At 50.7% G+C, this 12,771-nt stretch carries 10 protein-coding genes; 9 read left to right on the top strand and 1 reads right to left on the bottom strand.

The annotated features are described in order from the left end of the window. Nucleotides 1-585: 585 nt before the first annotated feature. Complete coding sequence (locus E3J62_11520) at nt 586-1,821, bottom strand: hypothetical protein (protein ID TET43968.1); 1,236 nt, start codon at nt 1,819-1,821, stop codon at nt 586-588. A 456-nt stretch (nt 1,822-2,277) separates the two neighbouring features. Between E3J62_11520 and E3J62_11525 the strand changes: the two genes are divergently transcribed. The 9 genes from E3J62_11525 (at nt 2,278) to E3J62_11565 (ending at nt 12,768) form a co-directional block, all read left to right on the top strand. Next, a complete protein-coding gene (locus E3J62_11525) occupies nt 2,278-3,627 on the top strand; it encodes a tetratricopeptide repeat protein (protein TET43969.1) in 1,350 nt (449 codons plus the stop codon). Between the two features lie 9 nt (nt 3,628-3,636). Next, nucleotides 3,637-4,701: an aminopeptidase P family protein gene (locus tag E3J62_11530; GenBank protein ID TET43970.1), complete on the top strand. Its 1,065-nt coding sequence runs from the start codon at nt 3,637-3,639 to the stop codon at nt 4,699-4,701. A 9-nt stretch (nt 4,702-4,710) separates the two neighbouring features. Continuing rightward, on the top strand, nt 4,711-5,289 hold the full coding sequence (gene efp, locus E3J62_11535) for an elongation factor P (protein TET43971.1): 579 nt from the start codon (nt 4,711-4,713) through the stop codon (nt 5,287-5,289). Nucleotides 5,290-5,311: 22 nt separating this feature from the next. Beyond that, nucleotides 5,312-5,749 carry an acetyl-CoA carboxylase biotin carboxyl carrier protein gene (gene accB / locus E3J62_11540; GenBank protein ID TET43972.1) on the top strand — a complete coding sequence of 146 codons (438 nt, stop codon included), beginning with the start codon at nt 5,312-5,314 and terminating at the stop codon, nt 5,747-5,749. 21 nt (nt 5,750-5,770) lie between these two features. Then, on the top strand, nt 5,771-6,877 hold the full coding sequence (locus E3J62_11545) for a type IV pilus twitching motility protein PilT (GenBank protein ID TET43973.1): 1,107 nt from the start codon (nt 5,771-5,773) through the stop codon (nt 6,875-6,877). Nucleotides 6,878-6,910: 33 nt separating this feature from the next. Next, complete coding sequence (gene accC / locus E3J62_11550; GenBank protein ID TET43974.1) at nt 6,911-8,260, top strand: acetyl-CoA carboxylase biotin carboxylase subunit; 1,350 nt, start codon at nt 6,911-6,913, stop codon at nt 8,258-8,260. 547 nt (nt 8,261-8,807) lie between these two features. After that, the gene (locus tag E3J62_11555) at nt 8,808-10,790 is read left to right on the top strand and encodes a PAS domain S-box protein (protein TET43975.1); all 1,983 of its coding nucleotides are present in this window, start codon (nt 8,808-8,810) and stop codon (nt 10,788-10,790) included. Continuing rightward, nucleotides 10,783-12,150, top strand: a complete 1,368-nt coding sequence (locus tag E3J62_11560; GenBank protein ID TET43976.1) for a sigma-54-dependent Fis family transcriptional regulator — start codon at nt 10,783-10,785, stop codon at nt 12,148-12,150. Before E3J62_11555 ends, E3J62_11560 begins: the two co-directional genes overlap by 8 nt. Nucleotides 12,151-12,336: 186 nt before the next feature. Further along, entirely contained in the window at nt 12,337-12,768 is a 432-nt protein-coding gene (locus tag E3J62_11565) for a prepilin-type N-terminal cleavage/methylation domain-containing protein (protein ID TET43977.1), read from the top strand. Nucleotides 12,769-12,771 lie beyond the last annotated feature (3 nt).

Genomic DNA, 12,771 nt, shown 5'->3' on the forward strand with positions numbered 1-12,771 from the left:
AGTACAAAGGAGAATTACAGATTACGAATTACCGATTACGACCCGCCCTTCCTTGTCTCTTCGTGTTCATGGTCTCTATCATCGATTTTATATTTTCGTAGGAGTGGGAGGCTAGGTTACAGAAGGACAAAGGGCGACGGGCGACGGAACGAAATAGGGCGACGCCATCGAAGAGGGCGTGAGGGATATTTCGTCCTTCGTCGGCATAGGCCGACGGAGGAGAATCTGCTGCTCACACGACTTTTGTCAAATGTCAAGTTGAAAATCCTTCGACTGGTCGGAGGGTCGTAGATCCTTCGCGCTCGGCTTCGCCAAGCATAAACTCCGTCGGAGGGCACCGTCCCCAAGCATGACGCATAAGTCATTACGTTACAAGGGGAAAGAAAGGTAGGAGAAACAGGGAAGAAGGCAAAATGTCAAATGTCAAGTTGAAAATCCTTCGACTGATCGGAGGGCACCGTCCCCAAGGCCAGCGGCTGACAGCTATCTTACAACCTATGTCCTAATTCTTACATCTGGTTCTTGTGATTACCTGTGTTAATCTCGTGGTTATTGGTTTTCTTTTCTATTTTCCCTTCGACAAGCTCAGGATCTCCGACGATTTTCTATTTTCGTTTTTCGTGGTCTTACATCTTGCGTAATGTTGAATCCGCGCTTTTTGGCTTCTTCGACCATGGTGGGGCCAGGGACTGCGAGTTCGACTGGAATGGCGCCGCGCTCTATTTTCCCCTGTGCGGCAAGTATGGCGACAATGGAGGTATGCCAGCCTGTCAGCCTCTGCATCGCTGTGAAGCCAGTTTTGTAATCAAAATAGTCGATAAGCTCAACGAGAGCTTCAGCTTGTTTGCCGTCCTTTTCTCCGATACACTCGACGCGTATCACACCCACGTCACGGATTTCAGGCTGTACTATCTTCGGCTCGAGCAGCGCGTGAAGCACGTCGCGTGGAACAACCTTGTCCCCGCCTACTTGGATCGGTTCGAGTCCAAGTAGACCTAGCTGCGCAAAAGCCTTGAACTGTGCCCAATGGCCGGGATATCTGAGAGTCTTGTTTTCCAGGCGTTCAAGTCTTCCCTCAAAAGTCCATGGTGCTGTTGAAAGTCCACCCGATGTTACTGCCGCTTCTAGCCGGCCAAGTGGTTGTGGAAAGTCGAGTTCCTCGAAGCCCTCGAAGCAAGGCACTTCTGTTATTTTGCCATCGCGAAGGAAATATGCGCTGCCGTAGTATTCATTGGTGAGCCCGCCGATGTTGAATGTCAGGAGGTAATTCCACGGCGGCTCTGGATTTTGGGGCAGCCCACCATCCCAGATGTACACCTCGCGTGGCTCATCAAGAAGGGACATCGCGTACACGGCCAGGGATATGTTCATTCCCGGTCCCATGCCACAATCAGGAACTATGGTTACGCCCGCGTCCCTGGCCCTGGCATCAAATTGCAGTTGCTTGCGAACGATATCTGTATTACCTCCCATGTCACACATGTTCGCGCGAACTCGAATTGCGATCTCCGTGATCGCCGGATTCAGCGGGTAATGCATGCTGCTTATGAGGGTGGTCATGCCGTCCAGAACCGGAATCAGTTGAGCGGCGTTGCGGGCATCCTCCTGAATCGGTCTTACGACTTCTCGGTCCAGAAGCTTGTTGATATGCTGAGCCCCGGCTGTAGCAGCCTTGGAGTTAATATCAAGGAGAACGACTTCTTGAGCGTTTCCAAATCTGGCAAGATCGTATGCTGCTGCCACACCCTGTCTTCCAGCTCCCAGTACAGCGTATCTGTAATTCATCTCGCTCCTTCCAGACTCTTCGCGTGCATCTGTCATTGACCATTCTCTTTGTCCATCTGATTCAGGCGGTTCCTGAACTTTGGTCTTTGGAGTTTGCCATAAAATCCATGTATGTTTCAAGCGAAACTTGCCTTGCTTCGCTCACTCACGAACACGAAGATCGCTTCACCCTCTCCTTAATCTCCCTCGACTTCTCCCTCCGTGGCTCCGTGGGACTTCGCGTCGGGCTACGCGCAGGGCAAGCAGGACAGGCCCCGTGTATCTCGCTTCGCGAGAAACGGGGGACCGTGAAACGCCCCGGGCAGGCAGAATCCTCGGCAGCTTGCAGTTTATGCTTCGTCCTTCTCAGTGTTTTTGTTGAAATGCCTCATTTGCTGGCCGCTTAGCTCCTGTTTTGGACTTGACATTTGTGGTAAGGGTCATTAAAATATGAATTTGGCGGAAGAGGATTCCGATACAGTGGAGGTGCTTTCCAAAGGGGGTTTCTAAGAAATGGCCGACCCAGATTTTCTGGACCCGGAGATAGAACGGCTGACGGAGAAACTGTCCAAAGATCCCAATTCGATGGTCTTTGCTCCCCTTGCTGACTCTTACAGAAGGAGCGGCCTGATTGAGGAAGCGATAGACATTGTGAAGAAAGGTCTGGACAAGCATCCTGGCTATGCGAGTGCATATATTGTTCTGGGAAGATGCTATCAGGACCAGAAGATGTATGAACTTGCTCGTGCTGAGTTTGAAAAGGCTCTTGAAGTTGCGCCTGAGAACTTTGTTGCTGCAAAGCTATACGCGAGCATGCTTGTTTCGCTTGGGCAGAAAGAGGAAGCTATCAAAAGGTTCAAACAGCTTCTGGAGACTGACCCCGGCAATGCAGACGTAGAAAGATCGCTCGAAGAGTTGGGAGCGGGGGACGCAGAGCCGGTGCCGGAAGAACTGAGCAGCAATGCCGATCCCAGCGTGTTCGATATCGGAAGTATAGAGGAGAAGAAGCAGGCTGCGGGTGCGCCAGACGCAAGCGGTATCTCCCCTGAAGCCGGTCGCGAGACGAAACCGGATTTGGAGGCAGTGTTTGGTGGAGAATCCTCAACGCCAGTGGCTGGAGGCGCGGAGGAAAGTCGTAGAAGTCCGTTTGATTTTGGGACTATACCTGACGCTGCTGCCAGGGAGCCTGACAAAATCGAGAGGACCGAGGATGTGCCTCCCGCATTCCTTGAGCCAACAGTTGTTGGTGAAAGAGGCACTGTGAGAAAACCGCTGGACCTCGGAGGTATAGCAGAGCCTGACGTGGAGGGCGAGCAGCTGCCTGATGGCGAGGAAGGGTCTGGCGCAGCGGACACATATGCGGAACTGCCGAGTGAAGAGAGTCGTCAGATTCCTGAGGCCGACAAGGGACTTGCTGAACTCTATGCTGCGCAGGGAGCAATAGATAAAGCAATCGAGACCTATGAAAGGCTCCTTGAAACGGAACCCTCTAACGAGGAGTACAAGAGGAGGTTGGCGGAACTGAGAGAAGGCCTTGAGCCTATCGTCAGAGAGGAAAGTGTCTTCCCCAGCGAAATCCTCGAGCCTATATCTGAATCTTCAGCCCCTATTGCTCAACCCGAGCCAACTCCAGAGGTGCAGCCACCAGATGACTCAGAACTTGAGAAACCTTCGGCTACCGAAACTATTTCTCTGAACGAACTTTTCAAAGATGAAGAAGTGACCTCAGAACCCGTCAGGCCGAAAGAAACTGTGCATCCTTCTATGATGGAGGGGAAAGAAAAGGCTAAACCAAAAGAAGGCGAGGAGTCCAGGGAAGGGTTTGAATCCTTCCAGAATTGGCTGGATGGTCTGGAAAAATAAGGGTTTTCTATGCATCCAAGGCTTGTTCGTCTAAGAAAGCAAATGAAAGCAAACGGTGTCGATCGTTTTCTCGTTGTCGATCCAAAGAACCTCAGGTATATAACCGGATTTACTGGGTCGTGGGGGGCGCTCCTGGTTGATTCGGCCGATGCGATTTTGATCACAGATTTCAGATACGCAGAGCAGGTGGAGGAGGAGACCTCCGGGTTCGATATTCGGATAACAAAGGAACTCCCTTTTCTTGAGGCTGCCAAAGTGCGGAATGGCTTTAAGGGGAGATTTGGTTTTGAGGCGAAGTCCGTGAGCTGTTTTGATTTCGGAAAGTTGAAAGAGGCCCTGCCCGGTACAGATCTTGTACCATGCGAGAATCTTGTTCAGGAACTGCGGGTTGTGAAAGATTCCTTTGAAATAGGAAAGATCAGACACGCGTGTGAGATAGGTGATGAGGTCTTTTCTGAGATCTTGAAGCAGGTTAAGCCGGGGGTGTGCGAAGCGGACCTTGCAGCTGAGATTGACTACCAGTTCAGGAAAAGAGGTTCGTCCGGTCCGGCTTTTGATACAATCGTGGCCTCCGGGCCGAGATCTTCCATGCCACATGCCAGAGCGGGGAGCCGGGAGCTGGAGAAAGGAGACATGGTCACTTTTGACATGGGGGCAGTGTTTGAAGGTTACTGTTCTGATATGACTCGAACGGTGGTTGTGGGAAAAGCAGACGATTCCCAGAGAAACATATACCATCTGGTTCTTGATGCGCAGCAGAAGGCGGTGGACCTGATAAAATCTGGTGTCAAGTGCTCGGATCTTGATAAGGCCGCAAGAGGAAAGATAGAGCAGGCCGGCTATGGCGAAAACTTCGGACACAGGCTGGGGCACGGTGTTGGGCTCGACGTTCATGAAGAACCAAGCCTGTCGTCTCAGAATGACAGTCCAGTGGAAACAAACACGGTGTTTACAGTGGAACCAGGCGTATATCTGGCCAAAAGGTGGGGAGTGAGGATTGAGGATACGGTTGTCGTGCGAAAAGAAGGGTGTGAGATACTCACGGGATCTCCCAAGGATCTGCTGGAACTCTGAAAGGCACTGATGGCCACAACTGCTGATTTCAGAAATGGGATGACATTGAGAGTGGATGGAGATATCCTTGAAATAGTAGAATTTCTTCATGTAAAGCCGGGTAAAGGTGGCGCATTTGTGAGGAGCAAGCTGAAGAACGTGAGAACTGGTGCTGTGACAGAAAAGACCTATAGGGCAGGTGAGAAGGTCACTGAGGTGAGACTGGAGAGGCGGTCGATGGAGTACATATATAAGGATGGTGATTCATACGTGTTCATGGACAAGGGGACCTTCGAACAGATACTTGTCCCAGAAGACTACCTCAAGGACAAACTTTCTTTTCTTAAAGAAGGTACTCTGACAACCGTGCTGTATGCAGGTGAAGAACTTGTGGGAGTGATACTCCCCACCTTCTGCGATCTGGTGGTGACAACCACTGACCCTGGTCTCAAAGGTGATACAGCAAGCGGGGGGAGCAAGCCGGCAACTCTTGAAACAGGTCCTGTCATTGCAGTACCACTTTTTGTGAACGAGGGTGATGTGGTCAGGGTTGACACGAGAACCAAGGAATATGTAGAACGGGTGGGAAAACAAGAGAAAGGGAAGTGAAAGGGATGGAGGGTTGGCCAGCATGAGAATGTCTACAATAAAGAAGCTTATCAAGCTTGTGGAGGAAAGCAGGATCTCAGAACTCGAGGTGGGAAGATTTGGTACCAGAGTGAGAATAAGCAAGAACAGTGGTTCGGCTAAGGGTCCGGCCGTTGTCGAGGCGGTCAGTCCCGCACCGACTCAAGAGGTGGGAAGGCCGAGCAAGCAGCGCAAAGAGGGGCTTGTCGCAGCGGTTGCTCCAATGGTGGGGACCTTTTTCAGGGCTCCGGCACCGGACGCTCCTTCCTACATCGAAGTGGGAGACTATGTGAAGAAAAACCAGGTTCTCTGCATCATTGAGGCGATGAAGCTCATGAACGAAATAGAATCTGAATTCGAGGGTCGGGTCGTGGAGGTTCTTGTCAAGAATGAGCAACCTGTGGGATACGGGGAAGAACTCTTCCTTATTGAGCCGACTTGATAATATTTGCGGAGGTGAAACATGGATCTAAAGCCTCTACTTGAACAGATGGTCAAAGATGATGCGTCTGATTTGCATTTGAAGGCAGGGGCACGGCCCATACTGAGGATAGATGGCAAACTGGTTCCTGCCAACGAAAAGATACTGAGCCCGGACCACCTGCGGAAGATTGCGATTCAGTTGATGACTGAGGACCAGCAGCGTAGGTTTCAAAGGGACAAAGAGCTGGACTTCTCAATAGGTATTCAGGATCTTTGCCGTTTCAGGGTAAACGCCTATATGCAGAGGGGCTCTATTGCCATTGCGATGAGGACAGTCCCCCTGTCGGTGAAGCACCTGGATCAACTGAACCTCCCGCCGGTACTGAAAGATCTCTGTATGAAACCCAGAGGGCTCATACTCTGTACGGGAACGACAGGAAGCGGCAAGTCAACCACGCTGGCTGCAATGATTGAACACATAAATATGACCATTGCCAAGAATATCATCACAATAGAAGATCCCATCGAATTTGTCTTTAGAGATGATAAAAGCGTGATTAATCAAAGGGAGCTCGGAACAGATACACATTCCTTCGCGTCTGCACTCAAGCATGTGATGAGACAGGATCCAGATGTTATCCTGATTGGAGAGATCAGAGATAAGGCTACAATTGATACGGGCATCAAGGCTGCAGACACTGGTCATCTTGTTATGGCCACGCTGCACACCATGAATGCCACAGAAACGATAAATAGAATCATATCGTTCTATCCCACTCACCAGCAGCAGCATATCAGGGTCTTGCTGGCAACCACCCTTTCAGGTGTGGTCTGTCTAAGGCTAATGCCAAGAGCAGATGGGAAGGGAAGAATTCCTGCTGTGGAGATAATGATTTCTACGGCTACGATAAGGGAGTATCTTCTGGACCCGGTTAAAACTATGCTCATTCCGTCAGCGATTGAAGAAGGCATGGCCCAATACAGCATGCAATCCTTCGACCAGTCAGTTATGCGTCTGTACGTGGATGGTATGATCACCTATGATGCAGCCATAGAAAATGTGACCAATCCGGATGAGTTCAATCTGCGCCTGAGAGGTATTGAAGCCACTGCCGACCGTGGATGGGGTTCTTTCGAGAACAAATAGGTCCCCGCGGTCTTTTCCTCCCCAAGCCGGAATATGTTCAAGAAAATGCTCATAGCAAACAGGGGCGAAATCGCCCTTAGAATCATTCGCGCCTGCAGGGAACTGGGGATAGCCACAGTAGCAGTCTTTTCCGAAGCAGACAAGGATTCACTCCATGTGAGATTTGCTGACGAAGCCCTATGCATAGGCCCTCCCGAGAGTGCCAAGAGTTATCTGAACATTCCGAGAATAATCAGTTCGGCCGAGGTCACCAACGCCGATGCCATACATCCCGGGTATGGCTTCCTTGCTGAGAATCCAGAGTTTGCCGATGTTTGCGAAAGCTGCGGAATACGGCTTGTAGGCCCATCTTCTTCAGTGTTGTCGGCTATGGGAGACAAAATAGCAGCCAGGAGTGCGATGCGCAAGTTGGGAATTCCTGTGGTTCCCGGAAGCGAAGATGCCGTCGTTTCCATTGAGGAAGCCGCGGCAATTGCTGAGAAGATAGGTTATTCAGTTATTCTCAAAGCTGCAGCGGGTGGCGGCGGAAAGGGGATGAGACTGGCTTCTGACAGAAAGGGGTTGGAAAGCGGTTTCAGGATCGCCCAGGCTGAGGCGATGGCAGCCTTCGGTGATCGGAGGCTCTATCTCGAGAAATACCTGAGCAAACCACGTCACATCGAGTTTCAGATTCTCGCAGACGGAGATGGGAACGTTCTTCACTTCGGAGAGAGGGAGTGCTCGATTCAGCGGAGGCACCAGAAACTTGTTGAGGAAGCGCCTTCTGTCGCAGTAGATGAAAAGTGCAGGAAAAAGATGGGAGAACTGGTAGTAGAAGGTGCGAAGTCTGTTGGATATGACAGTGCAGGAACTATGGAGTTTCTCATGGAGTCCAAATCGAAAATGTACTTCATGGAAACGAACGCGAGAATTCAGGTCGAACACCCGGTCACAGAGCTGGTAACCGGGGTAGACCTGATAAAAGAGCAGATCAGGGTCGCGTCAGGCGAGAAATTGTCATTGAAGCAGGAAAACATCAAATTGGCTGGCCACGCAATCGAGTGCAGGATAAACGCGGAAGACCCTGAGAGAGGGTTCATCCCGAGTCCGGGCAAGGTTCTGGGATTCCACGTCCCAGGGGGGCCAGGAATCAGGGTTGATACGCATGTGTATGCTGGGTATGAAATCCCTCCATTCTACGACTCAATGCTGGCAAAGTTGATAGCCTTTGGCAATACCAGGACAGAAGCGATTGCCAGGCTGAGCAGAGGACTTTCTGAATTTGTGATTGAGGGAGTCAAGACAACAATCCCCTTTCATCAGAGAATAATCGAGAACGAAGAGTTCCTGCAGGGGAACATACACACGTCGTTTGTCGATATTCTCCTTTCGGAGCAGAGTTGACTGAAGCGATGTCACTGACTGAGTTTGATGATTGGACGAGGAGGCTCGCTAAGCTTGCTGCGGATTCCGGGGTGGATATTATTGGGTTTGCCAGCGTGAATGGGATGGAAAGTCTGGTGCACGAGTCGCTCAAGGGGTCTGTTTCCAGTCTGCAGTACGGGATCTCGTTGGGGTACAGGCTCTCAGACTCCGTAGTCGAAAACATAAAAGACAGCCCGACGCTCTTGTACAAACAGCACTATAAGACGGTCAACTGGATACTCGATCAGTGCGCAGCCAGGGTAGCCCGCTTGATCGAATCGTCAGGGAGGAGGGCTCTGGCAATTCCTGCTTCTCAGACTGTTGACTGGGAGAGACAGGTCGGGCACATGTCGCACAAGGCGGTTGCTGTTGCCTCGGGTCTGGGCTGGATAGGCAAGTCAGGGCTGGTGGTGAACAAGAAGCACGGCGCGAGGATCAGGTTCGCTTCGATTCTAACAGACCTGCCAGTAGAGATAGGAGGTCTGATAGAGAATGGATGCGGGAAGTGCGCGCGATGCATTGAGCTATGCCCGGCAGGTGCAATAAGCGAATCCGGCTACGACATGAGCAAATGCCTTTCCCAGTTGAAGACATTCGCCAGAAGGCCGGGCATAGGGGTGTACATCTGTGGGATCTGTGTCAAGGCCTGCCCTGTCAGGAAGGCGGAAGAATGAGGAGACCTGGTAGTGTAGGGATAGGATTTGAAGCCAGCACGAGGCTTTTTGTCCTGTTGCTCGTAGTTTTTCTTCTGCTGGTGGACGTCGGTCTCTACTATGCGCTTTCCAGACTTGAAAATGTTATGGTCGATGAGTTCGACAGAAGGCTTCTAGTTTCATCTGTAATGGTCAAAGAAAGGCTTGAGATCAGTTCTCTGAGAGCTCTTCTGCAAGGCAAGGGTGGCGAGGAACCCGCGAGGCTTCTCAGAAAGAGCCTGAGAAGTGCGGCGCTCAGGAGCAGACTACTAAGAGCTACGATAATCGACAAAGAATACCGGGTTCTCCTCGACTCACGCATTATTGAACACCCCGCAACTGTGAAACTGGTTGAAGAGGACTTTCCGGATCTGGATCCCGTCTGGTCAGGCGAAGATCTTTTCGCGAACGTGAAAAGCGAAGGCCCCCTCTGGACAAGGTATCTGTTTTCCCCTCTTTCAGATGGTCAAAAGGTGTATGCCGTGCTGGCAATAGGCTCGGACTTCTCGCTTCACAGGCGTCTTCTGAGAATGGCTAGAAGCTACATGGTGGTAAGAATTCTGGGCATGGTCTCTGTGGTAGGAGTCGCCCTCTTTTTCGTCGTCTCTGTGTTGAGACCCTTCAGGAGGTTGAAGGAGACCGCTGAGGTGATCAGACATGAGGCCGACGGAGAAGAGGACAGCGAATTCATAATATCGACCTTTCAGAGGGTGATTGAAGATCTGAGGAAGAAGGAGGCTGAACTGGGAAGGCTCTACGCCGAACAGAAAAGCAAGGCAGAGAGTCTTGAAGAATATAATAGGTATATTCTGTCCAGCATGTCTGGAGGGGTGATCAGCGCAGACTCAGGCGGCAGTCTGGTGACATTCAATAGAGCAGCCGGCGAGATGCTGGGCATAGAGACTGAGGGAGCTGTTGGGCGTCCATACCTGAAAGTGTTGCTCCATCGGACCTTGACGGAGATGCTAAAGGGCGCATTGAACAGTGGCAGAATCCGCAAGGATGTCGAAATCGAAGTGGCCAGGGGGAACGTTCAGTCCACGTTGAGGCTTAGCTCCTCTGTGCTGAGGGGAGCCAGAGGAGAAATACTGGGCGCAGCGTTGCTCTTGACCGATATCACTGAGTTGAAAAGGCTTCAGGAGAATATTCTATTGAAGGAGAAACTTGCCTCTCTGGGCGAGATGTCCGCAGGAATCGCTCACCAGTTCAAGAACTCGGTCGGATCCATAATCGGTTTTGCCAATCTGTTGAAGAAGAAAGGATCATCTATTCAGACCATTGACAAGATTATAAAAGAGTCTATGATGTTGAATGATGTGGTAGAGTCTTTCTTGAGTTTTGCGAGGCCTGCAGAGGTTAATCCGTCCGTAGTGGACCTCGGAGCTCTTATTGAGGAGATTCTCGAACCTTTGCACGAGGAGATGAGGAACAGAGGCATAGACAGGAATGTTTCCTTCGGTGTAAGTTCACTGAATATAGTAGGTGACGCTGTACTCCTCAAGCAGGCCTTTGCAAATCTTCTCAGGAATGGTATTGACGCAATGCCTGACGGCGGCAGTCTTAGCATCGACTCTGTCCAGAACGGGCAGATGGCAGTGGTTAAGATAAGGGATACCGGTCGTGGAATTCCAAAGGAGAAGATTTCACAGGTATTTACACCTTTCTTCAGTCTGACCCAGGGGGGAGTTGGGCTTGGATTACCCATAGCCCACAAGATAATTACTTCACACCGTGGAAGTATTGAGATTGAAAGCGAAGAAGGGGTGGGTACAACTGTGACCGTCCATCTTCCCAAAGAAGAGGGAGCAAATGGATAGGGTTTTGATAGTCGATGACAAAGAGAGCTTCAGGGACATGCTGAAGGAGACGCTGGTTGGCGAAGAGTTTGAAGTTGTGGCCGTGGGCGATGGAAAATCTGCAAAGGTAGAGACAGGTGCTTCAAGGTTTGACGTAGCGCTGGTTGATTTGAGGCTTCCAGGGAAAGATGGAATACATGTCTTGAGGGATTTGAAGAAAGAGGATGCCACTCTTCCTGTCATAATGATGACCGCCTACGGCAGTGTGGAGACGGCAGTGAAGGCGATGAAGGAGGGCGCATACGATTTCATTGCAAAGCCCTTTGATACTGATCACCTGATAATACTGATCAAGAGGGCGATTGAGGAGGGCAAGCTGGTCAAGGAGAACATATATCTGAAAAGTGAGGTAAGAAGAAAGTACTCCTACAGAAACCTTGTTGGTGCTTCTGAGCAGATGCTGAAACTCTACGAACTGATAGAGAGAATCTCCAAGTCGGATTCGAACATCCTCGTTGAGGGTGAGACCGGTACCGGTAAGGAACTGGTGGCCAGGTCAATACACTATGCCAGCAACAGGCATTCCAGGAAGTTCATTGCAGTCGTTTGCAGCGCACTTCCTGAACCGCTCCTCGAGTCCGAACTCTTCGGTCACAAAAGGGGTTCTTTTACGGGAGCGATCAGGGACGAAAGAGGTCTGATTGAAGAAGCTGACGGCGGAACCATCTTTCTGGATGAGATTGGAGACGCTCCCCTTTCTGTCCAGGCGAAGTTGCTTAGAGTCCTTGAAGAGGGCGAGATAAGAAGAGTTGGTGATACTCAGTACAGAAGTGTTGATGTGAGGGTGCTCTGCGCTACCAACAAGAGACTGGCCGATGAGGTTAAGGCTGGAAGGTTCAGGGAAGACCTCTTCTACAGGCTGAACGTAATTGCCATATCCGTACCGCCCCTGCGGGAGCGGAGAAAAGACATTCCGCTTCTGGCAGAACATTTTCTCAAGCTGTACTCCGCAAAAATGAAAAAGAGGGTACTGGGGTTTGAAAAAGAAGCTATGGAGTTTCTGGTCAGGAGCGACTGGCCTGGGAATGTGAGGCAACTGGAGAACGTAATTGAAAGGTCTGTCGCCCTCGGAGATACAGATAAGATTTTGCTCAAACACTTAGAAGGGGGGATGAGTGAACCTGAACTGCTCAGCTCTCTTGCTGGTATGCCGCAAGAAAACCTTAAAGCTGCAGGGGCGTGGGGCAGGAGGATGGCCGAAAAGGAACTGATTAGCAAGGCTCTCCAGGAAGCTGGGGGGAACAAGAGCCAGGTGGCCAGAAGACTAGAAGTGAGCTACAAAACCCTACTGGCAAAGGTGAGGGAGTATGGGTTAGGATAAGGATTGTGTATTTAGCTTCATAGTGACTATGTAATGAAATACATAATGGAGAGCGAGAAATCCTGCCCTCTCCAGAGAGTTCTTGGATGCATGTTTTTGTTGTATAAAGACTTAGACAGTTCTGACATGACGCCGTGATTCGATGGCACGCTTCTTGCGTAGTGTCTCAACAAGGAGGGAAGGTCGATGGTTAGAGGTTCGCGAGGCTTCACAATGATTGAACTCATGGTGGTCATTGGCATAATAGGAGTGATGACGGCCATAAGTATACCTTTCTATATTGGATACAGACCAAAACTCTTACTCAACCAGGCAAGCAACAAAGTCCTTGCATCGGTGAGATTGGCCAGGGCGGCCGCAGTAGCCGAAGCCAGGCCACGCACCATCTATTTCTCCTGGGATAATGAGGCTTACAAGATAGACGATGGACCATGGATTCCTCTCGGCCTTCGGGTAGACATGGCCAAGGGGGAAGGCTGGACTGAAGATTTTCTCTCTTTCAGCCCCGATGGAAAGGCGAGTACCAGCGGCAGAATAGTGTTTAGCAGTACTGCGATACAAGAGGAGTTTGAGCTTTACGTGTCTATTGCGGGATTCACAAGGCTTCGGCTGAAGTGAGGT

Source organism: candidate division TA06 bacterium, from assembly GCA_004376575.1.
GTDB lineage: Bacteria > Hydrothermota > DG-26 > E44-bin18 > E44-bin18 > E44-bin18.

Excerpts from the sequence above, each read along its gene's own strand:
- E3J62_11520 (TET43968.1), bottom strand. The coding sequence starts at position 1,821 with ATGACAGATGCACGCGAAGAGTCTGGAAGGAGCGAGATGAATTACAGA.
- E3J62_11525 (TET43969.1), top strand. The coding sequence starts at position 2,278 with ATGGCCGACCCAGATTTTCTGGACCCGGAGATAGAACGGCTGACGGAG.
- E3J62_11530 (TET43970.1), top strand. The coding sequence starts at position 3,637 with ATGCATCCAAGGCTTGTTCGTCTAAGAAAGCAAATGAAAGCAAACGGT.
- efp (TET43971.1), top strand. The coding sequence starts at position 4,711 with ATGGCCACAACTGCTGATTTCAGAAATGGGATGACATTGAGAGTGGAT.
- accB (TET43972.1), top strand. The coding sequence starts at position 5,312 with ATGAGAATGTCTACAATAAAGAAGCTTATCAAGCTTGTGGAGGAAAGC.
- E3J62_11545 (TET43973.1), top strand. The coding sequence starts at position 5,771 with ATGGATCTAAAGCCTCTACTTGAACAGATGGTCAAAGATGATGCGTCT.
- accC (TET43974.1), top strand. The coding sequence starts at position 6,911 with ATGTTCAAGAAAATGCTCATAGCAAACAGGGGCGAAATCGCCCTTAGA.
- E3J62_11555 (TET43975.1), top strand. The coding sequence starts at position 8,808 with ATGCCCGGCAGGTGCAATAAGCGAATCCGGCTACGACATGAGCAAATG.
- E3J62_11560 (TET43976.1), top strand. The coding sequence starts at position 10,783 with ATGGATAGGGTTTTGATAGTCGATGACAAAGAGAGCTTCAGGGACATG.
- E3J62_11565 (TET43977.1), top strand. The coding sequence starts at position 12,337 with ATGGTTAGAGGTTCGCGAGGCTTCACAATGATTGAACTCATGGTGGTC.